This window comes from Aeromonas intestinalis (assembly GCF_054052485.1).
This window is the reverse complement of sequence record NZ_JBSTYK010000012.1, coordinates 28,227-49,796: the sequence shown is the minus strand read 5'-3', so window position 1 is coordinate 49,796 and position 21,570 is coordinate 28,227. Positions and strand designations below refer to the sequence as shown.

Annotated in this window: 17 protein-coding genes; 4 read left to right on the top strand and 13 right to left on the bottom strand. The window is 62.3% G+C overall.

Annotated features, from left to right (window positions below; all coding sequences use genetic code 11):
- Positions 1-6: 6 nt before the first annotated feature.
- Positions 7-807 carry a methionine ABC transporter substrate-binding lipoprotein MetQ gene (gene metQ / locus ACW5W7_RS15560; protein WP_349921160.1) on the top strand — a complete coding sequence of 267 codons (801 nt, stop codon included), beginning with the start codon at positions 7-9 and terminating at the stop codon, positions 805-807.
- A gap of 97 nt (positions 808-904) precedes the next feature.
- Positions 905-1,405 (top strand): transcription/translation regulatory transformer protein RfaH, encoded by a 501-nt coding sequence (gene rfaH, locus ACW5W7_RS15555; RefSeq protein ID WP_349921159.1) that lies wholly within the window; start codon positions 905-907, stop codon positions 1,403-1,405.
- Positions 1,406-1,467: 62 nt separating this feature from the next.
- On the opposite strand, the gene ACW5W7_RS15550 is transcribed toward rfaH, so the two are convergent.
- The 6 genes from ACW5W7_RS15550 to arcB all read right to left on the bottom strand — a co-directional run bounded on the left by ACW5W7_RS15550 (position 1,468) and on the right by arcB (position 13,302).
- Entirely contained in the window at positions 1,468-3,441 is a 1,974-nt protein-coding gene (locus ACW5W7_RS15550) for a HAMP domain-containing methyl-accepting chemotaxis protein (protein WP_456502291.1), read from the bottom strand.
- A 38-nt stretch (positions 3,442-3,479) separates the two neighbouring features.
- Positions 3,480-4,691 (bottom strand): EAL domain-containing response regulator, encoded by a 1,212-nt coding sequence (locus ACW5W7_RS15545; protein ID WP_456502290.1) that lies wholly within the window; start codon positions 4,689-4,691, stop codon positions 3,480-3,482.
- Positions 4,672-8,961, bottom strand: coding sequence for an ATP-binding protein (locus ACW5W7_RS15540; protein ID WP_456502289.1), 4,290 nt, complete (start codon positions 8,959-8,961; stop codon positions 4,672-4,674). The genes ACW5W7_RS15545 and ACW5W7_RS15540 overlap by 20 nt, the downstream gene beginning before the upstream one ends.
- A gap of 147 nt (positions 8,962-9,108) precedes the next feature.
- The gene (locus ACW5W7_RS15535; protein WP_349921155.1) at positions 9,109-9,312 is read right to left on the bottom strand and encodes a hypothetical protein; all 204 of its coding nucleotides are present in this window, start codon (positions 9,310-9,312) and stop codon (positions 9,109-9,111) included.
- A 283-nt stretch (positions 9,313-9,595) separates the two neighbouring features.
- The gene (dgt, locus tag ACW5W7_RS15530) at positions 9,596-10,960 is read right to left on the bottom strand and encodes a dGTPase (protein WP_456502288.1); all 1,365 of its coding nucleotides are present in this window, start codon (positions 10,958-10,960) and stop codon (positions 9,596-9,598) included.
- 29 nt (positions 10,961-10,989) lie between these two features.
- The gene (gene arcB, locus ACW5W7_RS15525; protein WP_456502287.1) at positions 10,990-13,302 is read right to left on the bottom strand and encodes an aerobic respiration two-component sensor histidine kinase ArcB; all 2,313 of its coding nucleotides are present in this window, start codon (positions 13,300-13,302) and stop codon (positions 10,990-10,992) included.
- Positions 13,303-13,502: 200 nt separating this feature from the next.
- On the opposite strand from arcB, the gene ACW5W7_RS15520 reads away from it, so the two are divergent.
- Entirely contained in the window at positions 13,503-14,501 is a 999-nt protein-coding gene (locus ACW5W7_RS15520; RefSeq protein ID WP_456502286.1) for a DUF2860 family protein, read from the top strand.
- A 58-nt stretch (positions 14,502-14,559) separates the two neighbouring features.
- Here ACW5W7_RS15520 and ACW5W7_RS15515 read toward each other — a convergent pair whose 3' ends face one another.
- The 4 genes from ACW5W7_RS15515 to ACW5W7_RS15500 form a co-directional block, all read right to left on the bottom strand.
- The gene (locus ACW5W7_RS15515; protein ID WP_349921151.1) at positions 14,560-15,255 is read right to left on the bottom strand and encodes a DUF3334 family protein; all 696 of its coding nucleotides are present in this window, start codon (positions 15,253-15,255) and stop codon (positions 14,560-14,562) included.
- 133 nt (positions 15,256-15,388) lie between these two features.
- Positions 15,389-15,820 (bottom strand): HIT domain-containing protein, encoded by a 432-nt coding sequence (locus ACW5W7_RS15510; RefSeq protein ID WP_456502285.1) that lies wholly within the window; start codon positions 15,818-15,820, stop codon positions 15,389-15,391.
- 62 nt (positions 15,821-15,882) lie between these two features.
- Positions 15,883-16,509 (bottom strand): DUF2057 domain-containing protein, encoded by a 627-nt coding sequence (locus ACW5W7_RS15505; RefSeq protein WP_456502284.1) that lies wholly within the window; start codon positions 16,507-16,509, stop codon positions 15,883-15,885.
- A gap of 77 nt (positions 16,510-16,586) precedes the next feature.
- Entirely contained in the window at positions 16,587-17,489 is a 903-nt protein-coding gene (locus ACW5W7_RS15500; RefSeq protein WP_456502283.1) for a LysR family transcriptional regulator, read from the bottom strand.
- Positions 17,490-17,588: 99 nt separating this feature from the next.
- On the opposite strand from ACW5W7_RS15500, the gene ACW5W7_RS15495 reads away from it, so the two are divergent.
- The gene (locus tag ACW5W7_RS15495; protein WP_456502282.1) at positions 17,589-18,203 is read left to right on the top strand and encodes a short chain dehydrogenase; all 615 of its coding nucleotides are present in this window, start codon (positions 17,589-17,591) and stop codon (positions 18,201-18,203) included.
- Positions 18,204-18,330: 127 nt separating this feature from the next.
- On the opposite strand, the gene ACW5W7_RS15490 is transcribed toward ACW5W7_RS15495, so the two are convergent.
- From ACW5W7_RS15490 to dapA, 3 genes are all read right to left on the bottom strand, one after another.
- The gene (locus ACW5W7_RS15490) at positions 18,331-19,434 is read right to left on the bottom strand and encodes a phosphoribosylaminoimidazolesuccinocarboxamide synthase (protein WP_456502281.1); all 1,104 of its coding nucleotides are present in this window, start codon (positions 19,432-19,434) and stop codon (positions 18,331-18,333) included.
- A 104-nt stretch (positions 19,435-19,538) separates the two neighbouring features.
- The gene (gene bamC / locus ACW5W7_RS15485) at positions 19,539-20,672 is read right to left on the bottom strand and encodes an outer membrane protein assembly factor BamC (protein ID WP_349921145.1); all 1,134 of its coding nucleotides are present in this window, start codon (positions 20,670-20,672) and stop codon (positions 19,539-19,541) included.
- A complete protein-coding gene (dapA, locus tag ACW5W7_RS15480; RefSeq protein ID WP_456502280.1) occupies positions 20,665-21,552 on the bottom strand; it encodes a 4-hydroxy-tetrahydrodipicolinate synthase in 888 nt (295 codons plus the stop codon). Before dapA ends, bamC begins: the two co-directional genes overlap by 8 nt.
- Positions 21,553-21,570 lie beyond the last annotated feature (18 nt).

The window sequence follows — 21,570 nt, the reverse complement described above, 5'->3', positions numbered from 1 at the left end:
GTTTTTATGAAATTGGGCATTAAATCCGCTGCGGCAGCCCTGCTGGCTACCCTGGTTCTGGTTGGCTGCGGCCAGAAGGAAGAGAACAAGACCCTGAAGGTCGGCGCCATCGCCGGTCCCGAGACCGAGCTGGTCGAGACTGCGGCCAAGGTTGCGAAAGAGAAGTTCGGCCTGAACGTCGAAATCGTCACCTTCTCCGACTACGTCACCCCGAACGTGGCGCTGAACGACGGTAGCGTCGACGTCAACGCCTTCCAGCACAAGCCCTATCTGGATGCCCAGATCCGTGATCGCGGCTTCAAACTGGTACCGGTTGGCAACACCTTCGTCTACCCGATCGCCGGTTACTCCAAGAAGATCAAGGCCCTCTCCGAGCTCAAAGACGGTGCCCAGATCGCGGTCCCGAACGATCCGACCAACCTGGGTCGCTCCCTGATCCTGCTGGAGAAGCAAGGTCTGCTGAAGCTGAAAGAAGGCGCTGGCCTGGAAGCCACCGTACTGGACATCGCCAGCAACCCGCGCAACTTCAAGATCGTCGAGCTGGAAGCCGCGCAACTGCCCCGCTCCCTGGAAGACGTGGATCTCTCCATCATCAACAACACCTTCGCCGGTCAGATTGGTCTGACCCCGACCGAGAACGGCCTGTTTGTTGAAGACAAGGAGTCCCCCTACGTCAACCTGATCGTTGCTCGCGAGAACAACAAGGATGACGAGAAGGTCAAGGAGTTCGTCCAGTCCTTCCAGACCGACGAGGTCTACAAGAAAGGCACCGAGCTGTTCAAGGGCGGCCTGGTAAAAGGTTGGTAATCACTAACTCTGCAAAAAAGGCTGCGCCAAGCGTGGCCTTTTTTTTTACCCTCGTTATCATAGGCCCAAAGCACGGCAACACGACAAAATCAGAACAATGAAGAAATGGTATCTGGCCTACTGCAAGCCCAAGGAAGAGGCTCGCGCTCGCGCCCATCTGGCAGCCCAGGGGGTTGAATCCTACTACCCCATGGTGGAAATCGAGAAGCTGCGCCGCGGCAAACGGGTACCGGTGCGCGAACCCATGTTCCCCAACTACCTGTTCATTCTCGTGGATCTCGACGTGATCCCGCCCATCACCCTGAAGTCGACCCGTGGCATCAGCCGCATCATCCATTTCGGCAAGGAGTGGAGCTCGGTCAGCAGTCAGCTCATCTATCGCCTGATGAGCCGGGATGACAGCGACGAGGCGAGGGCTTGCTATGCCCGTCTGCCGAGTCAGGGTGACAAGGTCGTCATCGAATCGGGCCCCCTTGCCGGTTTCGAGGCCATCTATCTGGAGCCGGACGGCGAGAAGCGGGCTATCCTGCTGGTCACCCTGCTCAATCAGGAGACCAGCAGCAGCTTCGACAACCAGAGTTTCCGTCGACTGGATTGAGAGCGGATCGGGCATGTCTCGACCACATGAGCAACAAAGGCAGGCCTTGGCCTGCCTTTGTCTTATCTGAGTTCGAAGCGACTGATGGCCGAAGTCAGGCGACCCGTCTCCTGCGCCAGGCGCTCGACGATCGCCTCCCCCTGCTGGCTGTGCTCGCTGGAGTGACGACTGAGGGTAGCTATCTCCTCCACGGTCCCCGCCACCTCCTGCGCGACCCTGGACTGTTGATCCGTCGCGGTGGCGATGGTCCCGAGCTGGCTGGAGAGATCCTGTACCAGTTGCATCATGGTCTCCAGCGCACCGGTCACCGAGGTCACCACATCCTGCCCCTGTGCCACCAGACGGGTACCACTGCCTATGGTCTCGGCGGTCTGGCGGGTCTGCTGCTGGATGCAGTCGATGGTCTGATTGATCTCCGCCGTCGACTGGCTGGTACGGCTCGCCAGTTGACGCACTTCGTCGGCCACCACCGCAAAGCCCCGCCCCTGCTCGCCGGCACGGGCTGCCTCGATGGCGGCATTGAGAGCCAGCAGGTTGGTCTGCTCGGCGATGGTGGCGATCACCTCGGTGACGCGTCCCACCTGTTCGCTCTGGCTGCGAAGTTGCCCCATCGCCTGGTTGGCTTCGGTGATCATCAGGGCAATCTGCGCCATGGTGGACTCCATGCGCACCAGCGCATCGCCCCCCTGCCTGGCCTGTCGTTCGGTCTGGCGCGCCGCCTCGGCGGCTTCGGCGATGTTGCCCGCCACATCCCGGGTGCTGACCGACATCTGTTCGATAGCGGCGGCGACCGTATCCACCCGCTGATTCTGGCTCGCCAGCTCGTCCACTATGGTATTGCTGGTGCGGCCCACCTCACCGCAGGCCCCCTGCACCTGACCGACCGCCCCCTGGATTTCGCCGACCAGCTGGCGCAGCTGGCTCGACATCCGGTTGATGGAGCCGGTCAGTCCGCCCAGCTCATCCTGACGCAGTATCGGCAAGGGGTCGGCCGGCAGACGGCCATCCGCCACCAGCCCGGCACGGGCCACCAGGCTCGCGATATCCCGCGTGAGACGCCGGCTGAACAGCAACGCCACCAGGGTACCGAGCAAGATGACGCTGGTTGTCGCCAACAACAGGGTTTTGTGTATGGTCTGGCCGGCACTGGCCATCTTGCCGGCCATGGCATCCACCTCGCCCTGGGTGTGGGTCACCTGGGAGGCCAGCTGATCGGCAAGGCTCGTCAGAGCGGGCTCGATCACGGTGGCCATCAGGTGGTTGGCCCTGTCCCAGTCCGGCGCCTGGCGCTGGGCGATCACCTGGCCCACCAACTCGGCAAAGGGGGCGGACATCTGCTCGAACAAGGCCCAGATCCCCTTCTGCGCCTCGCTGAAGTTGGCCTCCTGTTGCTTGAGTTCCGCCACCCGCTGCAGGTGGAACTGGTAGTAGTCCTGGTACTTTTCCTGATACTCCTTCTCCCCCGAGATGAGGAAGTCCCGCAGGGCGGAGAGCGCGTTGGCAAGGCCGTTGTAGGCATCCCCCACCTGCTTGAGCAGCAGGCGGCGATCCCCTGGCAATTCGGTCTGCGGGGTTGCCACCTCTTCGTTGGCGAAGGATTGCAGCTGATCGAGCGCCGCTTCGGCGAGGGGGCCCGCCTCCAGCAGCATCAGGCTGTGGGCCGGCAGGTTCTCTTCCGTATGGGCCAGCGCCCACACCTTTTCCTGACTGGCCTTGAATCCCTTGAGGGACTGCGCCAGCTCCGGCTTGAACGACTGTCCCTCGATGAGTCGCCAGGCCGACTCCCACTCTCTTTTGAGGCGCTCCCCCTGCGCTGGATCCTTGCCCAGGATGAGATAGGCGCGCAGGGAGGAAACGGTTGCAATGAGCGCCTTCTGACTCGCTTCATCCCGCTGCAGGGCAGGCAGGGTTTGTGACAGCAGGGCATCCTGCGACTGCTCTATGCGGCCGAGCTGATGGTAGACCAGGGCGGAGGAGAGAATGATGAGCAGATTGATGAAACAAAAGCTCAGTAGCAGCTTGCTTGATATTTTCATGAACATCCTTGTTCTACGGCGGGCATCCAGCCCGGACTTCACATGGTGATCAGTGCCGGCAAGCGTTCCTGCCAGGTGCGGTGCCATGCCAGCAGCTCTTCCCGTGGCATGGGGCGGGCGGAGAAGAAGCCCTGACACACATCGCATCCCAGCCGGCTGAGGAGTTGCCAGGTAGGTTCATCCTCGACCCCTTCCGCCACCGACTTGAGTCCCAGCTTGCGGGCGAGTTCGATACTGGATTCGATGATAGCGAGCCGGGAGGGATCCTCATAGCAGCGATCGACGAAAGATCGGTCCAGCTTCAGTTCGGTGAAGGGCAGCAATGCCAACTGCTGCATGGAGGAGTAGCCCGTTCCGAAGTCATCGATGGAGAGGCCAAAGCCGTGCATGCGCAGACGGGTCAGTACCTCGAGGGACTTGCCCAGCTCCTTGACGAAGGCGCTCTCGGTCACCTCCAGAGTGATCAGCTCGGGGTTGATGCTCCAACGCTGGCAGTGATTGAGCAGGGTATTGCACAGATCCCCCTCGATGAGGGAGGTAGTGGAGAGGTTCATCGACAGGTTCAGCGAGAGCCCGGTGCGCTCCCACAGGTGACCATCCCGCAGTGACTTGCCGATGATGACCTCGGTCAGCGCATCGATGAGACCGTGTCGCTCCGCCAGCGGAATGAAGTGAGCCGGCGAGATGAGACCATATTCCGGGTGCTGCCAGCGCGCCAGCGCCTCCATGCCGATCCACTGGCCACTGCCGAAACTCACCTTGGGCTGATACCAGGGCAGCAGTTGATCCTGCTCCAGCGCCTGGCTGAGCTCATCCAGGGTCAGACTGTGGCGATCCTCTTCCCGGTTGCGCTCCTGACGGGGCTGCCAGCTGTCGATCAGCTGCCGGATCTGCTGATGGGTGGCGGGTTTGCCGATACGCCCAAGCACCTGCAGGCCATAGGCGGCGCTCATGCGCAGCACGGCATCGACTACATCATCCTCGAGGGCGCTGCACAGTATGATGCCCCCCCGAAAGCCCCCGAGGGAGAGCCGCCGCAGCAGCGCCATGCCATCCATGCCGGGCATGCGCAGATCGCAAAACAAAATATCGACCTGATGATGCTGACAGAGCGCCAGTGCCGCCTCCCCATCTCCGGCCTCCAGCACCTTGCCCTGGCAGAGCGTGCTCACCTGATGCATCAGCGCCTTGCGCTGGAAGCTGTGATCCTCCACCACCAGGATGGTCAACTCATGCTGGGTATTGTTCATCGAGCCATAATCCAATGTCGCCTGTGATCCCGTTCATCAATGTTTCTACTCGCTGGCACAATTGTGCCAGCCTATCCAACTGCTTCAAGCGAGCCACCGTCTCCAACTGCGCCGCCTCCGTCGCCAGGGTCGACAGTCCGACCATGCGGGCGGCCCCCTTGATCCGGTGGGCAATCTCCACCAGCCCCTGGGTATCCTGACGGGCCAAGGCTCGCGCCATCTCCTCCCCATCCTGGCGATTGGAGGCCAGATATTCCAGGGCCATCTCACGGGCAACCGCCAGATCACCAAACAGCGCTATCCAGTGTGAGGCGGACAGCGGTGCTTCCTCATCCTGCACTGCCGGGTCTGAACCCTCAGCCTCGTCGCTTGTCGCCATCGCGGCCGGCAGCCAGCGCAGCAACATCTGGCGCAGAGCCTCCAGGTTATAGGGTTTGAACAACATGTCGTCCATGCCCGCTGCCAGCATCTGCTCGCTGGCCGTCTCCGAGGCATCGGCCGTGACCCCTATGATGGGGGACGACTCCCCCGCCGCGCGCAAGGCCCGGGTCAGGCTGTAGCCATCCATCACCGGCATGTGGCAATCGGTCAGCAACAGGGAGAACCCCTGCCCCTGCCAGGTCCGCAGCGCCTTCTCCCCGTCCTCGACCATGACCGCCTCTATGCCCAGTATGGCAAGTTGTCGTGCCAGCAGGGCCCGGTTGACGGGATGGTCATCGGCCACCAGTACTCGCCCCTGCAGCTTGTCCAGCTGCAACTGGGCCGGCCGGGGAATGCCCTGGCCCGCGAGTTGATGACAGGTTTCCAGCAGCAGATCCGGGTAGAGGGGAGAGAGGCCCAGACGCCACCAGTCATCGCTCTCCATCCGGCTGCGCAAGGCCTCCTTGGTGGAGAGTACCAGCCCCTTGAGGGGGATTAGCTGCAACTGCTGCTGCCAGTCGCTTCCGAGCCGCTGCTCCAGCGCACGTTCTTCCGCGATGAGGCGTCCTCCCGAGAGGTGCTGCCACCCCTGCGCCGGCAAAGGCCGCAGCCTGGCGCCAAGCTGGGCCATCGCCTCCTGTGCCCCCCTGTCCTCTCCCAGCCACCACCAGTCCTGATCGGCCAGAGGCGGCGTGTTCCACTGGCACTCACGCAGGGGCACGCTGAAGGTGACCCGGGTACCGACCCCCAGCTCGCTTTCCAGCACCAGCGCACCGCCCATCTTCTGGCTCAGCTGATGACAGATGGCAAGGCCGAGCCCGGTGCCACCGAAACGGCGGGTGATATCGGACTCCACCTGTTTGAAGGGCGTGAAGAGATGCTCCTGCTTGTCGGCGGCGATGCCGATCCCGGAGTCCTGAACCACGAACTGCAACCGGTTGTCCTGATAGCCCACCCGGATGGCGATGGCCCCCGCCTCGGTGAACTTCACCGCATTGTTGAGCAGGTTGGAGAGCACCTGACCGACCCGGATCTCGTCCATGCAGGCCTGATCCGGAACCTCGGGTCCCCAGGCCAGCGTGACCTTGAGCCCCTTGCCATAGGCCAGGGTGGCGTGACCCCGGATGACATCGCAGACCACCGAGGTGAGGCGGCAGGCATGATAGTGCAACTGCAACTGGCCCGCCTCCATCTTGGAGAAATCCAGGATGTCGTTGACCAGATAGAGCAGACTGTTGGCCGAGGTCGAAATGTTGCGCAGCAGATAGCGCTGATCGTCGTCGAGCTGGCTCATCTGCAGCAGCTCCAGCATGCCGTGCATGCCGGAGATGGGGGTGCGCAGCTCGTGGCTCATGGTGGCGAGGAAGCGGCTACGGGCCTGCATCGCCTGCTCCGCCACGGCCCTGGCATCCCTGAGCTCCAGCTCCTGCTGCTTGAGGGCCGTGATGTCATGGATGACGCCGTTGAGGATAATGCCCTCTTCCTGGCGCAGGAAGCTGCCACGCACCTGCAGGTAGCGTGCCCCTTCCTCCCGATCCACCTTGACCTCGAGGTCGAGGGGAGCCAGCAACTCCGCATGGTAGGCGACCTTGCCGACAAACTCCTGCAGCGCCGCTTCGGTGAAGCCGAACAGCTCGCCACCCGAATCCACCGCGACCATCTGCTCGTCACTCACGCCGAGAATTTCCCCCGCCCCTTGCGAGACATAGAGGAAACGCCCCTTGCCTGGCCCGATCCAGAGGTACTGGTAGACGATGCCCGGCATGCTGTCGGTGATCTGGGTGAGCCGCACTTCTGCCTGACGGGCGCGCTCTTCAGCTTCTTTTATGCTGCTGACATCGGTTAGAACAGTCAGTACACCCAGCATATCGCCGTTCCTTGAACGATATGGCTGCTTTGCATAGATGACATGGAAGGAGGACCCATCCTGGCGTCGGCTGTAACCCGCCCCCTCCAGCATCTCGCCACTGCGCCAGACCTCCCGTTCTTCGCGCAACACCCGTTCCCGTTCGGAGGGGGGCAGATTGGCCGGGTGGAAACGCTCCTCGTCTCCCTCACCGATGAAGGTATCCCGATAGGCGTGATTGCACAGGGTGATGCGCAGCTCCTTGTCCCGCAGAACCACCATGTTGGGCAGGGAATCGAGCAGGGTCTGCACGAAGGTCAGTTGCTCGCTGAGCTGACGCTCGGCTTGCTGGCGCTGGGAGATCTGGCGGCGCAGGGTGCGATTCCAACCGATGAAGAGCAGCACGCACAGCAGGAAGATGCCGGCGCCGAGGGAGGACCAGAGCAGCACGGTCGCCGGATCTATCCCCGTCTGTATGGTCAGGGACATCCACTTGTGTTCCAGCCTGGCCAGCTCGTCCGGCCGGACCGACAGCAGCGCCTTGGTCAGGATCTGCTGCAACATGGGATCTTGCTTGTGCACCGCCATGGCAACCGGAACCCGCAGGTCGCTGCCGGAGAGCACGACCTGGTAACGATCGTTGAAACCCCGCTTCAGGGCCTGCTCCAGGGTGGTCACATTCATCAGCACATAATCCACCTGACCGCTGTCCAGCAGGGACAATAGCTGGCTGTCGCTGGAGGTGGTCACAATCTTCGCTCCCACCTTGTCCAGCAGCAACTTCTCCACCGAACCGGCCACCATCCCCACCCGGTGGCCCCGCAGGGCATCCGGCCCCTCGATTTCAGGTGTTCCCTGCCTGGCGGCTATAACTCGATGAATGAAGGCGTATTCCGGCGTGAACAGCATCAGCTCACGACGTTCATCGGTGGGGGTGATGGCGGGAATGAGATCCAGCTGTCGCTGACTGAACTGATCGATGGTCTCCACCCAGTTCTGGGTCGGCACCAGGGTAAAATGGAGGCCGGAACGCTCGCCGACCAGCGCCAGCAGGTCGGCCACAAAACCGGTGAGCTTCCCGTGTGGATCGATTTCGCTCACCGCCGGCCAATGGGGAGCAACCCCATATTTAAGGGTCGGGTGCTGGGCCAGCCAGTCCAGCTCTTCTTGACTGAACAGGGTCTGATGCGGCCCACCCAGCTTGCTGTAATCGATGCCCCCCCCGGTCTCCAGCAGGCGCCAGCGCTCACTGTCCGGGATGCTCTCCAGTACCCGCTGGGCCAGTCCCCGCAGTCCGCTCTCCCGTGCGGAGAGCGTCATGGTCAACCGGGTCGATGGTACCCAGGCCGGGGTGACCACCAGCAACTCGTTGTATTGACGCTGATGCTGCAACCGCAGCAGGGTCGGCAGATCCGCCAGATAGGCATCCACCAGCCCGCGTTTCACCAGCACGGCCGCCTCGTCGGCGTTGTCGGCATGCTCGACCCTGGTCATCCCCAGCCTGGCCAGTTCATCGCACGCCCCGAAGCCACGAATGCACACCCAGCGCCATGCCTTCGCCGCCGACAGCGAGGTGTCAGTCTGGGAGCGCATCAGCAATATGCCCCTCGGCACCCCCATGATATCCAGAGAGATCAGGGCCCTCTCCTCGGATGACTGCACGGGTGTGACTCCCAACAGCAGATCGACCTCCCCATCCTGCAGCCCCTGCTGGGCACGGACGTAATCGGGGTATCCCCGATATTGCAGGGGCAGGCCCATGTGCCCGGCCACCAGTTCGGCGAAATCATCGAGGGGGCCGTGAAAGCTGCCACGACCATCCGCATAGACGTAGGGGGGCCAGTCCACCGAGACCATGCCGATCACCAGTTCGTCGTGTTTCTTCAGCCAGCGCTGTTCGGCATGGGCAGACTCCGCCTGGTTAGAGGCGGGAACGGCCGGTGCCGCCCAGCTCCAGCAGATGAGCCAGCACAGCAAAATGAAGCGATAACAACGAGATGGCATGACTGAACCCCTTACAAACCGGGTGGAGATAATAAAGGCTTTGGCGCAATGTGTGACTAATAAATTTGTAACATTGTCAGATGACATGAAAAAAGGCAGGCCAAGGCCTGCCATTTTTCTGCATGAAGGGGGCCAGGCCCCCTGCCATCAGGTTATTCGGTTCCCGAGACGGAAGCCGGTTTGAAACTCCCGCTCACGCACATGGGCAACCTGTACATCCATCCCTTCCAGACCGATATCTTTGAGCAGGGCGGGTGAGAGGTGCAGATAACTGACGCGACGTTCCAGCCGGGTGATCCGCTTCTGGACCAGGGATTCGACGGTGCGCAGCAGTACGAGTTCGATAGACATAACATTCTCCAGTTGAACATGCGGTTCTCCCGGAGAGAGGACATCACCCTGCGGGATAACCGCGGGTGATGAAAAGACAGGTGTTACCTGTTCACTCCACGCGGTAAATAAAGAGCACGAGTCATCGCGCTGCCGATGCAGCGGTCGAACGCAACGTTTAGCATTGAATGTTGCATAGTCGTCTCCTTACCGTGTGAAAGTTGAACAAGTTGCCACAGTCTAGAAAAACACCGAATTTCGTGCAATATCCGCCCCACCCATATGGGGGGCATGGCACCGAACATCAGATCCCGGATAGCAGCCGGAACTCCTCGAGGGCATAGGTATCCGTCATGCCGCTGACGTAGTCGAGCAGCAGCCGCACTCTGTAGTACCACTCCTGTTCAGCCCTCGACACGAAGCGGGGATCCGCCGCGGCGACCGCCAGCCGGTACGCCTTGAGGTGGCGAGCCGACAGACGATGGAACAGCCTGCGGGCGAAGAACAACTCGCTGCCCCCCTTGCCCGCCAGCAACCGCTCGAACTGGGCGGCCGGCAATGCCAGCAGGCAGGCGTAGGTGGAGAGCACCCCGCGCAGGGCGGCGTAACCTTCCAGCTCGAGGGCCTCCACTTCCGGGCGCATGAAGACCTGCTCCCTCGCGACTTGCTTGAGCACGTCCAGCACTCGGGCCGCCGGCGCCTGGCCGTGCAGCAACGCCTGGGGATAAGCCCCCTTCAGCATGGCCTCGTGCTCGGTGACATAGGTCTTGGCCGCCAGATCCACCAGATCCCGGGTCAGCTGCTGACGGAAATGGGGGAAGAAGCCCCTGGTCGATGCCATGGCCTCGGCCAGCAGGCTGGTCATGTACTCTCCCCCGTCGGCCAGGCGCAGGGCCTGCTGCAGCTCCCCGAGGCCGAGGATCCGCCTGTCCACCGCATCCTCGAGATCCGCGATGCAGTAGGAGATGTCATCCGCCGCCTCCATGATGTAGACCAGCGGATGACGGCAACCCGGTGCCAACCCGAGCTGCTGGCTCAGGGACTGGTAGAGGGGCTGCTCGCTGAAAAAAATGCCGCGCTTGCTGGTCCAGCCATGATGCTGACCAAGGTGCTGCCCGGGCGCGGGCTGCTGCGGGTATTTGCACAGGGCCGCCAGCTGGCCCAGGGTCAGGTTCAGCTCGTGCAGGCTGTGCACCAGCCGCAGACTCTGGGCGTTGCCGTCGAACACCAGCAAGTCCTGGCGCAACTCGGCCCACTGGGGACTCGGCAGCTGGTCGTGGGCACGGGCAAACAGCGCGTCCAGCTCCTGGGCCAGCCACTGGCTCATCACCTGCTCGCCAAAGTGGCCGAAGGGGGGGTTGCCCACGTCGTGCAGCAGGCAGGACATCTCCACCAGGTTGATGAAGGCCCCCTCGCACACCGCATCGGCGGGCAGCCTGGCCAGGATGCGGCGGCTAATCTGGCGACCGGTCTCCTGCACCTCCAGCGAATGGGTCAGGCGGCTGCGCACCGAGGCCTTCACATCCAGCGGGAAGACCTGGGTCTTCTGCTGCAAACGGCGCACGGGGGCGGCCTGCACGATGCGGGCGCGATCCTGTTCGGTCGCCTCCAGCAGGGGCTCCTCCCCCCAGTTGTGGATACGCAGTGAGGGGATCAGGCGCTGATACATGGAAGGTTCCTCAAACTGTGATGCAGGGGTCAGGAGAGCAGCCAATGGCGCAGCCGGGAGATATCCCCCGGGTATTCCCGCCTTAACGTCTCAATCCAGTCCTCCACGTTCTCCCACCAGGCGGGATGATCCGGGCTCTGGATGAGCTGGGCGGTCTGTTGCAGGCGGCGCAGGCCGATGGAACCGGCCGCCCCCTTGATCTTGTGCGCCTCCTCCACCACACCGGCCTGATCCCGGGCCGTCATGTTCGAGTCGAGCACCGCCATGTAGTCAGGCATCATCTTCTCGAACAGATCCACGCTGGAGAGCAGCACCGGCTTGCCCACCGTACTGGCGTAATCGGTGAGGAAGGCAAGATCCAGCAGGGCATCCTGATTGCCCGCCGCCTCCTGCTCGTGCGCCTCATCGTCGGCCAGATCGGCGAACAGGTGGCCGATGACCTCCCGCACCGCCTTGGATCCGAGCGGCTTGTTGATCACATCCTGCATGCCGCGCTCCCGATAGTACTCGCGATCGCCGGTCGCATTGGCGGTGAGCGCCACCATGGGAGGCAGGCTGTCGCCGTAACGCTCAAGCAGCTTGGCCGCCACGTCGAAACCGGTCATGTCCGGCAACTGGATATCAAGCAGGATCAGATCGAAATCATCCGGATTCGCCATGGCCAAGGCCTGGGTGCCGTCGCGCGCCACCTTGACCTCGTGGCCCAGCTTGCTGAGCAGGGCGCAGGCCACGGTCACGTTCAGCTCCACATCCTCCACCAGCAGGATGTCGAGGGAAGGCAGCTCCAGCTCCGGTTCGATGGCCTGGGGCGCCACGCACTCCACTTCCAGCTCGGCGGTGAAGCAGGCCCCCTCGCCGGGATCGCTGTCCACATAGAGCTGGCCGCCCATGGCCTGCACCAGCTGGCGGGAGACCGCGAGGCCGATGCCGGTGCCGGTGGCGTGTTTCTTGCCCTGCACCTGATAGTACATGGCGAAGATCTTCTCCTGCTGGGCGCGGGGGATGCCGACCCCGGTGTCTTCCACCTCGAAATGCAGCGCCAGCTTGCCGGGTGCCTCGGCGGCGTGGGAGAGACAGCGCACCGTCACCCCGCCCTCATCGGTGAATTTCACCGCATTGCCCACCAGGTTCCACAGCACCTGGCGCAAGCGGGTGCCGTCGGCCATCACGAACTGCGGCATGTCGCCATCCCGGTCGAAATGCAGGTAGAGCCCCTTCTGCTCCGCCTGGATGCGCGACAGCGTCTCCAGCTCGTCGAGGAAGGCGGGCAGATCGATGCGGGTGGGGGCAATTTCCAGCCGGCGACGGTCCAGTTTGTCCAGATCGATGATGTCGTTGAAGATGTTGCCGAGCGTCACGGCACTCAGGTGAATGGTCTTGAGCTGCTGGTGCTGTGTTGCGTCCAGCGGCGTGTCCATCAGCATGCGACTCAGGCCCACTATGCCGTTGAGGGGGGTGCGCAGCTCGTGGCTGATGGTGGAGATGAAGGTGGTCTTGTCCCGACTCGCCTTCTCCAGCTTGTCCTGATACTGCTTGCGTTCGGTGATGTCCCGGCCGAAACCGAGCAGGCCGAGCCGCTTGCCGAATCTGTCGAAGAAGGGCACCTTGCGCAGCTCGAAGTAAGCCTTGCGGCCATCCGGGTACTCCAGCCACTGCTCATAGGTGAGCGGCTCGTTCTGGGCGAAGACCTGCTTGTCGGTCTCCACCACCTTGCTGGCGATGTCCTGCTTGTAGACGTCGAACGGGGTCAATCCGATGAGATCCGCCTCCACCCGGCCGGTCAGCTCCTCCATGGCGCGGTTGCAACCGGAGAACTGCTCCTCCTCGTTGCGGTAATAGACCAGATCCGGTGAGCAGTCGATGAAGGATCGCAGCAGGGCGGTACGCTCCCCCAGATGCAGCTGGGCCTTCTCCCGCTGGAACACCTCGTTCTCCAGATCCTCGATCGCCTGCTGGCGCAAGGTCTCGGCGCGCTGGGTCTCGGCTATCTGGGTGTTGAGACGGCGGATATTCTCCTGCAACTGGTTGTTGAGCTCGAGATCCCGCTCGCGCATGTCCTGCAACTTCGCCACCATGCGGCTCAGCCGCTGACGGGAGTCCTCCAGCTGATCCACCACGATGGAGAGAAAATAGACGGCCCAGGGGGTCACCAGCAGGCCGAAGAAGACCGAACGCACCAGGTCGACCACATCCACGGCCCCGCGCAGAAACAGGGTCACCCCCATCTGGATGGAGACCGCCAGCACTATGATGCAGGCCGCCAGCAACATGCTGAAACGGACCAGCCCCAGCTTGGTCATCAGATCGACATAATATTGCGCCCAGGATTTGATTTGCTTCATCGCGTTATTTGCTCCCCGCTATTGCGCAAACAGGATACCAGCACGGCGCACCGAACTCTTGTCAGCCGCAGTTTAAATTATTGATTAACGTCACACTCTCATTGGGGTAGCATGCCCGATTCATGCCAGTCAGCTCCAGTTCAGAAAACCGGGCCGAATCTGGCTATCACCGTCATCACCCTAATCCAGGAGCCTCATCGATGCGCACTCTCTCTCTTTTGAGCCTCACTCTGCTGGTCGCCAACGCCGCTCACGCCGATCTGGGCGCCATCCCCAAGGAGTCCGGTTGGTCCGGTTTCCTGCTGGGGGGCGTCACCGTCAGCAGCCATGAATCCAATTTCTATGCAGGCGGAGACAGCAACAGTCGCATCGACAACCTGGGTACTCCCGGCAGCGAGAGCGAGTTCTCGCCGCTTATCAACGCCGACATCCGCTACACCTTCGCCGACACCCGCACCCAGGTCTTCCTCGGCAACCTCATTCAGGACGCCATACGCTTCGACTTCACCCAGCAGCTCGGGATCCGTCAGGAGATGGGGGACAAGGGCATAGTCGCAGGCTCGGTGGTGTTCAACGTCATGCCCGTCGAGCTGTGGAGCGATCCTTACGCCACCGGGGTGGATCGCAGCTCCACCGATGCCAAGTCAAAAGGGGTGCGTTTTGCCTGGGACAAGATCTGGGGCAGCAACTTCAATGGCAGCATCACCACCCGTGAAGTGGATCTGGACGAGGAACACAGCGGCCGGCAGTACGATCAGCGCAACGGCACCAGCTATGCCCCCGTGCTCAATCGCAACGGCAAGGTCTACGACATGGAGCTCTCCTACCAGTGGCATCTCGGCGATGGTCACGTGCTGGAGCCCGCCATCCTCTACAAGCAGGCCAAGCTCGATGGCAGCGCCGAGAGCTTCAAGAACACCGGCCTGCAGCTGACCTACGCCAAGCGTGGTCCCCAGTGGTCTTTCGTCACCAACGGCTATCTGGGCAAGCGTGACTACGACGAGGCCAACCCCATCTTCGGCCAGACGGCCGATGCGGATGAGATGGCACTGAGCGGTACCTTCTTCTGGCACAGCCTGCTCGGGGTGAAGGATCTCAGCGGCGTCATCACCGCCTCCTACAGCCAGGCCGACTCCGATATCGACTTCTACGACAACAAGACCACCAGCTTCAGCACGGGCCTGCTCTACAACTTCTGAGCATGCCGCGCCCACGAAAAAGGCCACCTCAGGGTGGCCTTTTTGTTTGCATCGCCCCTCACAGACCGAGGGAGTTCAGCAGATCGTCGTGATCGTTGCTGGTCGCAGCCGGCGCGGGCGCAGGCTTGGCCGCCGCCAGCTTGGCCTGGGCGATCAGCTCGTCCGGATCGACCTCCTCCTGCACCCCGCCATCGTGGATCCGGATAAACTCCGTCTTGTCCATCGCCAGTTCCAGATAGAAGATGTTGTTGCTGGCGGTGAAGAAGGTGACGCGGCGGGTCTCGGGGTTGTCGAGGTTGGTATCCACACTCAGCATCACCTGCTTGTTCAGGGCCAGCATCTTGGGCTGGTTCTGGGTGATGTGGGTCTGCAGCTCGCGGCCCACCTTGCCGGTGAAGCTGCCGACGATCTGGTTCATCAGCTCGCCCATGACGTTGCTGACTTCGTCAGCCGTGTGGGAAATAGCGAGATCTTCTTTCGATAGCCCCATGCTTAGCATGTAACTCTGATAGAGCTCCATGGCCGCCGCCGCCGAGAAGTTGATCACCACCAGCCCGGAGAAGCCCCCGTCGAACAGCACGAAGCAGCCGATGTCCGGCTTGAGGCAGGTCTTGCTGATCCGCTGCACCATGCCGGAGAAGCGCACCTGGCTCTGGCTCGCCGCACTCAATACGCTCGTCACCGAGTTGCACAGACTCAGCAGCACATCCTCTGTGGTCAATACGGCATCATCCTCGGATCTTGTCACTATCATGGAACCTTCCTGCTGAATCGAAAAATGGGTCATCGGTCTCATCGCTCATGTCAGCACAGGGCGACCCATCGCCCTAGTACATCAGATGATCCCGATATCAAAATCGCGAGCCGCCTCTCAGTTGAGCGGTTTGTCAGGCAAGCTGCGGGACGAAACCACTCAGGGTGGCCAGACGGGCTCGCCAGTTATCGGCCTCCCGCTGCAAATCTTGCGCACTATATGGCACGGCAGGCCTGGCCCCCCAGATGGGGCCGGGCCAGGCGGGATCGGTCCCGAAACGGGCCACATGGTGCAGGTGCAGCTGGGGCACCAGGTTGCCGAGCGCCGCCACGTTGATCTTGTCCGGATGGAGAGCTTGCTCCATCAGGGCGGCCACGGCACAGGACTCCTGCATCAGCTGTTGCTGCTGGGGTGCGGGCAGATGATGGATCTCCCGCAGGTCGGCGATGCGCGGTACCAGGATGAGCCAGGGGTACTGGCTGTCCCTGGCGAGCAGGACACGGCACAGGGACAGATCCCCGAGGGACTGGGTATCCGCCAGCAGGCGGGGATGCAGTTCGAACATGAAAAACCTCGAAAGCGGGCAGATCGGATGAGCCGTCCACGTTACTGCAACCGGGGGAAAACTTAAAGGCGGGGAACGGCCCAGCCGATGAAACGCTTGCGAAGTTCGGGATCCGCCTGCAGGAAGAGCTGCTGCAATTGCCCCTCCAGCTCGCTGGCGGGCAGCACCTGTGCCGAGGTCTGGGTGGGCGCGACGGCAGCCGTGGTTGCAACGGCGCCAGTCAGTGCCGCCTTGCCCCCACCCCGGTTGTACTCCGCCAATCGGGCATTCCAGTCCATGCCTATCTGCACCCCGTTGACCACCAGCGCGTCCTGCACCAGTGCAACGGGCTGGCCGCCCCCTTGCAGGCCGACTACGGGCGCCTTGGCGTAGTGCTCCATCCCCGCCTCGTCCTTGGGTACTCTGGCCTGCAGTTGAAGACGCTGGCCGCTGGCCTCATAACGGATGATCTGGGGCTCGGAGCGGATCACCTTGTCGTTGTCGCTGCTGGTACGACTCGGGATCACCCCCTCATAGCGCACCAGCACCTGCTGCGCACCATCCGCCAGCACCGCATGCAGCTCGTCCTGCACCTTGCCGGCGCTCACCGCCAGGATCTGGAAATCCTCCGGCACCTCGACCCTGACCTCGGCCTGCGCCGCCCCGCCGCACAGCAGCATGATCCCAACCCAAATCTGATGACGCTTCATTCCCTGTCTCTCTTGATCGCGATGATGGCGCAGGGTAGCAGCCGGATATGACAGAAAAATAACGGCGCTCCACCCTCTCACCGGATCAGGTAGTGGGGCCGCTCGGCGAACCACTGGGCCAGCACCTGCTTGAACAGGCGGATCTTGCGCGGCACCCGCCGTTGCTGGGCATGGAGCACATGCAGCGGGTGCAGCCCGGTCTGCCACTCGTCCAGCACCGCCACCAGCTCTCCGCTGATCAGGCTGGCCTCCACCAGCATCAGCGGGCACTTGGCGAACCCCATGCCTGAACGGGCGAGTTGCAACAGGGTGCTGTAGTGATTGGCCCGCACCTTGCCCTGCACCGGGATCTGGGCCTCCTCCCCGCCCCGGCGAAACGACCACTGCTCCCAGGCCGGGTTGCCCCCCTGCCGCAGACAGGTGCGCCCCACCAGCTCGTAGGGGCTGGCCGGTGCCCCTTCCCGCGCCAGCAGGGCCGGGCTCGCCACCACCACATCCCGCAGGCGACCGAGCGGCAGGGCCACCAGGTTGTCAGGCACCTGGCTCATGGCCCGCAGGGCGATGTCGTTCTCCCCCTCGCTCATGTCGATCATGGCGTTGGTGAAGTTGAGCTCCACCTCCACCCCGGGGCAGAGTTCGGCGAAGCGGGCGAGCAGCTCGCTCACCATGCGATCCCCGGTGCTCACCGGGCAGGTGAAACGCAGCCGGCCGCTGTCCTCCTCGGTCAGGGCCTGGATCTCCTGCTCCGCCTGGCGGGCCAGGGCGAAGATCTGCCCCGCCTGCAGATAGAGGCTCTTGCCCGCCTCCGTCAGGCTGAGCCGGCGGGTGGTGCGCTGCAACAGCTGGGCATTGAGCGAGACTTCCAATGCGCTGACATGGCGGCTCAACATGCCCTTGCTCACCTCGAGCGACTCGGCGGCGGCGGAGAAGCTGCCCTGCTTGACCACCTCATAGAAGCTGGCCAGGTGACTGACATCCATTCATTAGCTCCAATATGGCAACAATGGGTTGATATTAAGCGCTTTTTCTTCTGTTTGTGACGACTAGAATCATCAATATCCCAAACAGGAGTGACCAAGATGAAAATCGTAATCGTGGGTGCCTCCGGCACAGTCGGATCCGCCGTCAGCGAACTGCTCGCCCGGGATCATCAAGTGATCCGGGTCGGCCACAGCCAGGGGGATGCCCGTGTCGACATGACGGACAGCGCCTCCATCGCCGCCCTGTTTGCGGGCATCGCTGAGGACATCGGCAGCTTCGATGCCCTGGTGGTGGCGAGCGGCAACGTCGCCTTCGCCCCCTTCCCCGAGATGACGGACGAACAGTGGCAGACAGGGCTCGAAAGCAAGCTGATGGGCCAGATCCGGCTGACCCGCGCCGCCATCCCGCATCTCAACGACGGCGGCTCCATCACCCTCATCAGCGGCATACTGAGCGAGGAGCCCATCAACTGGGGGGCCAGCGCCAGCACCATCAACGGCGCCATCGAGCACTTCGTGAAGGCGGCGGCCTGCGAGCTGCCACGGGGGCTGCGTATCAACGTGGTCAGCCCCACCGTGCTGGAAGAGTCCATGGACAAGTACGCCGACTTCTTCCCGGGCTTCGTGCCCGTACCCACCACCCGGGTGGCCCAGGCCTACAAGAAGTCGGTGCTGGGAGTGCAGAGCGGTCAGGTGTTCAGGGTCAACGGCTGACACCTCCTCGCTGCCAGTCAATGAAAACGGGCCCCGCGATGGGGCCCGTCCGTGCACGATGTCAAAGGTGAGATCCACTGCCTGACGCTGGAAAACGTTTGTTTTTCGGCGCCAAAGAAAACCGACCTTAGTCGATCAGACCGTATTGCTCACGCAGAACCTCGACGATCTCCTGCTTCGGATTGGCGCTGCGTGCAAGCTTATGACCGATGACCTTCTCGGCGATCCCCACATAGGTATGGGAGATGTCCATCATCACCTCGGTGGGCAACTTGTTGTCCCGGGCCAGGGCGAAGCGTTCCGGCATGCGGTTCTTGTTGAGCAAGATATCCGGATCCGGGAAGTGGTTGAGCAGCCATTGGCGGAACCCTTCCTTGGACTTCTCGACGATCTGACCTTCGCGCAGGGCGGCGCCATCCCAGATGCGGGAGCTGTCGGGCGTGCCCACTTCATCCATGTAGATGAGCTTCTCGTTGCCCGCGGCATCCTGGACGTAGCCAAACTCGAACTTGGTATCGACGAAGACCTGATCCCGCTCGGCCAGCGCTTCGCTGATCACACCAAAGCCTTCCTTGAGCAGCGCCTCGTAGCGGTCGATATCCGCCGGTGAGCGGAAACCGAAGGCCTGGGAGTGGCGTTCGAGATCGGCGCGGGAGACGTTGACGTCATCGGCTTCCGGCACCCCGTCCAGTCCCTTGAGAATGCCCTTGGTGGAGGGAGTGATGAGGATCTGTGGCAGCTTCTGATCCTTCTTCAGCCCTTCTGGCAGACGGATGCCGCAGAAGTCGCGTTCACCCTCCTGGTAGGCACGCCACATGGAGCCGGTGATGTATTGGCGGGCGATGGCCTCGATCATCACGGGGCGGGCTTTTTGCACTATCCAGACGAAGGGATGGGGGATATCGAGGATGTGGCTGTCCGCCAGTCCCTTCTCCTTGAACAACTTGAACCAGTGGCTGGAGATGGCATTGAGGGCCGCGCCCTTGCCCGGCACACCGTTCAAGCCGTTCACTCCCTGCCAGATGCAGTCGAAGGCGGAGATGCGGTCGCTGATCACCATGATGGCGAGGGGGGCATCGGCCGGCACATCATAGCCTTTCTCCCGGATGAGGCGGGCGCTGTCTGCCTGGGTCAACCAGTAGACGCTGCGCACTTTGCCGGAATGGACGGGTTTATCGGTACGGATCGGCAAATCGTCGTTCACTGCCAATACTTGATCTGCAAGACTCATGGTTGCTAACACTTCCTGTTGTGGTCCTAATAACACGGGGGCGTCAGCCCCCTCTTCAACTCGCGGGATCCATATAACAAAACAGGGGCACGAGGCCCCTGTTTTCATTCTGCTGTTGCGGCTGCCTGATCGGCCTGGCCCTTGGCGAACGCCTCGGACAGGCTGATGTACATCTGGGAGATGACCCCGGATGCCACCGGTTTCTTGTCCTTGTCGAACAGGGTGATGGAGGTCTTGCCCCCCGCCATCTCGCCGAGCTGGAAGCGGTACTTGTCCTCGTCCAGCTTGAAGGGTTCGGCACCCTTGGCCTGCCAGAACTCGCTGCCCGGCTCGTCATATTCGACGTCGATCCAGCCAAGTGACTGCTGGGTATCCTTGATGGTGAAACCGTAGCCCGGCAGCACCTGATTCAGACGACGCCATACCTGTTCGAAGGAGGCATCCACGATCCAGGCACTGAGATCGTTGTTGTCCAGACCCAGCTCCATGCCCATGCCATCGTTGCTCTTGTGCTGTTCGCGGGCCTTGAGCTGCTTGTCGTAATAGAGGGAGAACTGGTTCAGGACCCGGGTCGCGTAACGCTGGGCATCGGCCGGGGTCAGCGTGGTGCTGGTCTCGCCGTCGATGGTCTCTTCATGATCCAGCACCCGTACCGACATGTTGACGGCATGGCGCTGGGTGTCGTTGCGCAGGGTGAACTGGTAACGCTGGCGGATGTTGAAGTCGTCATCATCCTCGCCCCAGCCATCGAGGGCGGCGGTGTTGTCAAACCAGCCGGTCTGCAGCACGCCGTCCTGCTGATCCAGCTTCTCCGTGGTCACCTTGTGCTGGGCCAGGAAGTTCATCAGGAAGGCCCAGGTATCGCGCTCCACGCTCTGGCTGGTGCTGAGGGCATAGAAGGCCAGGGTGGGCTCGCCGGGACTGGCGCTGGTCACGACCTGGCTGCCGGGCACCACGGTCAGCAGCTGGGCGGGTGGGCGCACATCGACCTTGGCGCCGATGGCACCCTCACGGCTGCTCTCGGGCAGGGCCGGGATGTCGAAATTGCTGTTAAAAGCGGGGGCACTCAACCCGGCCGGCACGAGGAAGGCACGCCCTTCGAGGCGGCTCTCTTCATACTCGAAACCACGGTTGGCCATCTTGCGATCCTGGGGTGAGCTACAGGCTGCCAACACGGCAACAGTCGCCACACTCAGCACCAGACGCGCTGCATTTCCCTTTCCATTTGCTTTAAACACTCGCCATCAACTCCGCAGTCGTCAGTGCTCGCGCCATCGCCTGTTCGCCCTCGGGGGTGAGGTCGGTCAGCGGCAGGCGCAAGGTGGCCGTCGCCATCAATCCCAGCTGGACACAGGCCCACTTCACCGGGATGGGACTCGGTTCGCAGAACAGAGTCTGATGCAACGGCATCAATCGATTGTTGATGTCATGCGCCCGTCCGGCATCACCGGTCAGCGCAGCACGACACATGTCGGCCATCTGGGCCGCTGCAATATTGGTAGTGACGGAGATGACTCCATCGCCCCCTTGCAGCATAAAATCACATCCACTGGCATCATCGCCACTATAAAGCGCAAAATCCGGCCCGCACAGTTCACGCAGCAGCGGGGTCCGCGTCAGATCACCCGTGGCCTCTTTCAGACCGATGATCCCGGGTACCTTGGCCAGCCTGGCCACCGTCTCCGGTTTGAGGTCGCAGCAGGTGCGACCGGGCACATTATAGAGAATTTGGGGCAGACCACTAGCCTCCGCGATCGCACAATAGTGACGATAGAGACCTTCCTGGGTGGGTTTGTTGTAATAGGGGGTTACCGAGAGACCCGCCACTACGCCACTGTCGGCGAAGCGTCGGGAGAGGGCGATGGCGTGGGCCGTGTTGTTGGAACCGCAACCGGCGATGACGGGGATGCGGCCCGCCGCGAACTCGACGGTTCTCTCCACCACTGCGATATGTTCCGCTTCGCTCAGGGTAACCGACTCCCCCGTGGTGCCCACCGCGACAATGGCCGTGGTGCCGGCGCTCACATGATAATCGACCAGGGCCGCCAGACTGGGCCAGTCGATCTCACCCGAGGCCTGCATGGGGGTAACGAGCGCAACAATACTACCGCGTAACATGGATTTTTCTCCCGATTT

Bases quoted from the DNA above. Each gene is read 5' to 3' on its own strand.
- metQ (WP_349921160.1), top strand. From the start codon at position 7: ATGAAATTGGGCATTAAATCCGCTGCGGCAGCCCTGCTGGCTACCCTG.
- rfaH (WP_349921159.1), top strand. From the start codon at position 905: ATGAAGAAATGGTATCTGGCCTACTGCAAGCCCAAGGAAGAGGCTCGC.
- ACW5W7_RS15550 (WP_456502291.1), bottom strand. From the start codon at position 3,441: ATGAAAATATCAAGCAAGCTGCTACTGAGCTTTTGTTTCATCAATCTG.
- ACW5W7_RS15545 (WP_456502290.1), bottom strand. From the start codon at position 4,691: ATGAACAATACCCAGCATGAGTTGACCATCCTGGTGGTGGAGGATCAC.
- ACW5W7_RS15540 (WP_456502289.1), bottom strand. From the start codon at position 8,961: ATGCCATCTCGTTGTTATCGCTTCATTTTGCTGTGCTGGCTCATCTGC.
- ACW5W7_RS15535 (WP_349921155.1), bottom strand. From the start codon at position 9,312: ATGTCTATCGAACTCGTACTGCTGCGCACCGTCGAATCCCTGGTCCAG.
- dgt (WP_456502288.1), bottom strand. From the start codon at position 10,960: ATGTATCAGCGCCTGATCCCCTCACTGCGTATCCACAACTGGGGGGAG.
- arcB (WP_456502287.1), bottom strand. From the start codon at position 13,302: ATGAAGCAAATCAAATCCTGGGCGCAATATTATGTCGATCTGATGACC.
- ACW5W7_RS15520 (WP_456502286.1), top strand. From the start codon at position 13,503: ATGCGCACTCTCTCTCTTTTGAGCCTCACTCTGCTGGTCGCCAACGCC.
- ACW5W7_RS15515 (WP_349921151.1), bottom strand. From the start codon at position 15,255: ATGATAGTGACAAGATCCGAGGATGATGCCGTATTGACCACAGAGGAT.
- ACW5W7_RS15510 (WP_456502285.1), bottom strand. From the start codon at position 15,820: ATGTTCGAACTGCATCCCCGCCTGCTGGCGGATACCCAGTCCCTCGGG.
- ACW5W7_RS15505 (WP_456502284.1), bottom strand. From the start codon at position 16,509: ATGAAGCGTCATCAGATTTGGGTTGGGATCATGCTGCTGTGCGGCGGG.
- ACW5W7_RS15500 (WP_456502283.1), bottom strand. From the start codon at position 17,489: ATGGATGTCAGTCACCTGGCCAGCTTCTATGAGGTGGTCAAGCAGGGC.
- ACW5W7_RS15495 (WP_456502282.1), top strand. From the start codon at position 17,589: ATGAAAATCGTAATCGTGGGTGCCTCCGGCACAGTCGGATCCGCCGTC.
- ACW5W7_RS15490 (WP_456502281.1), bottom strand. From the start codon at position 19,434: ATGAGTCTTGCAGATCAAGTATTGGCAGTGAACGACGATTTGCCGATC.
- dapA (WP_456502280.1), bottom strand. From the start codon at position 21,552: ATGTTACGCGGTAGTATTGTTGCGCTCGTTACCCCCATGCAGGCCTCG.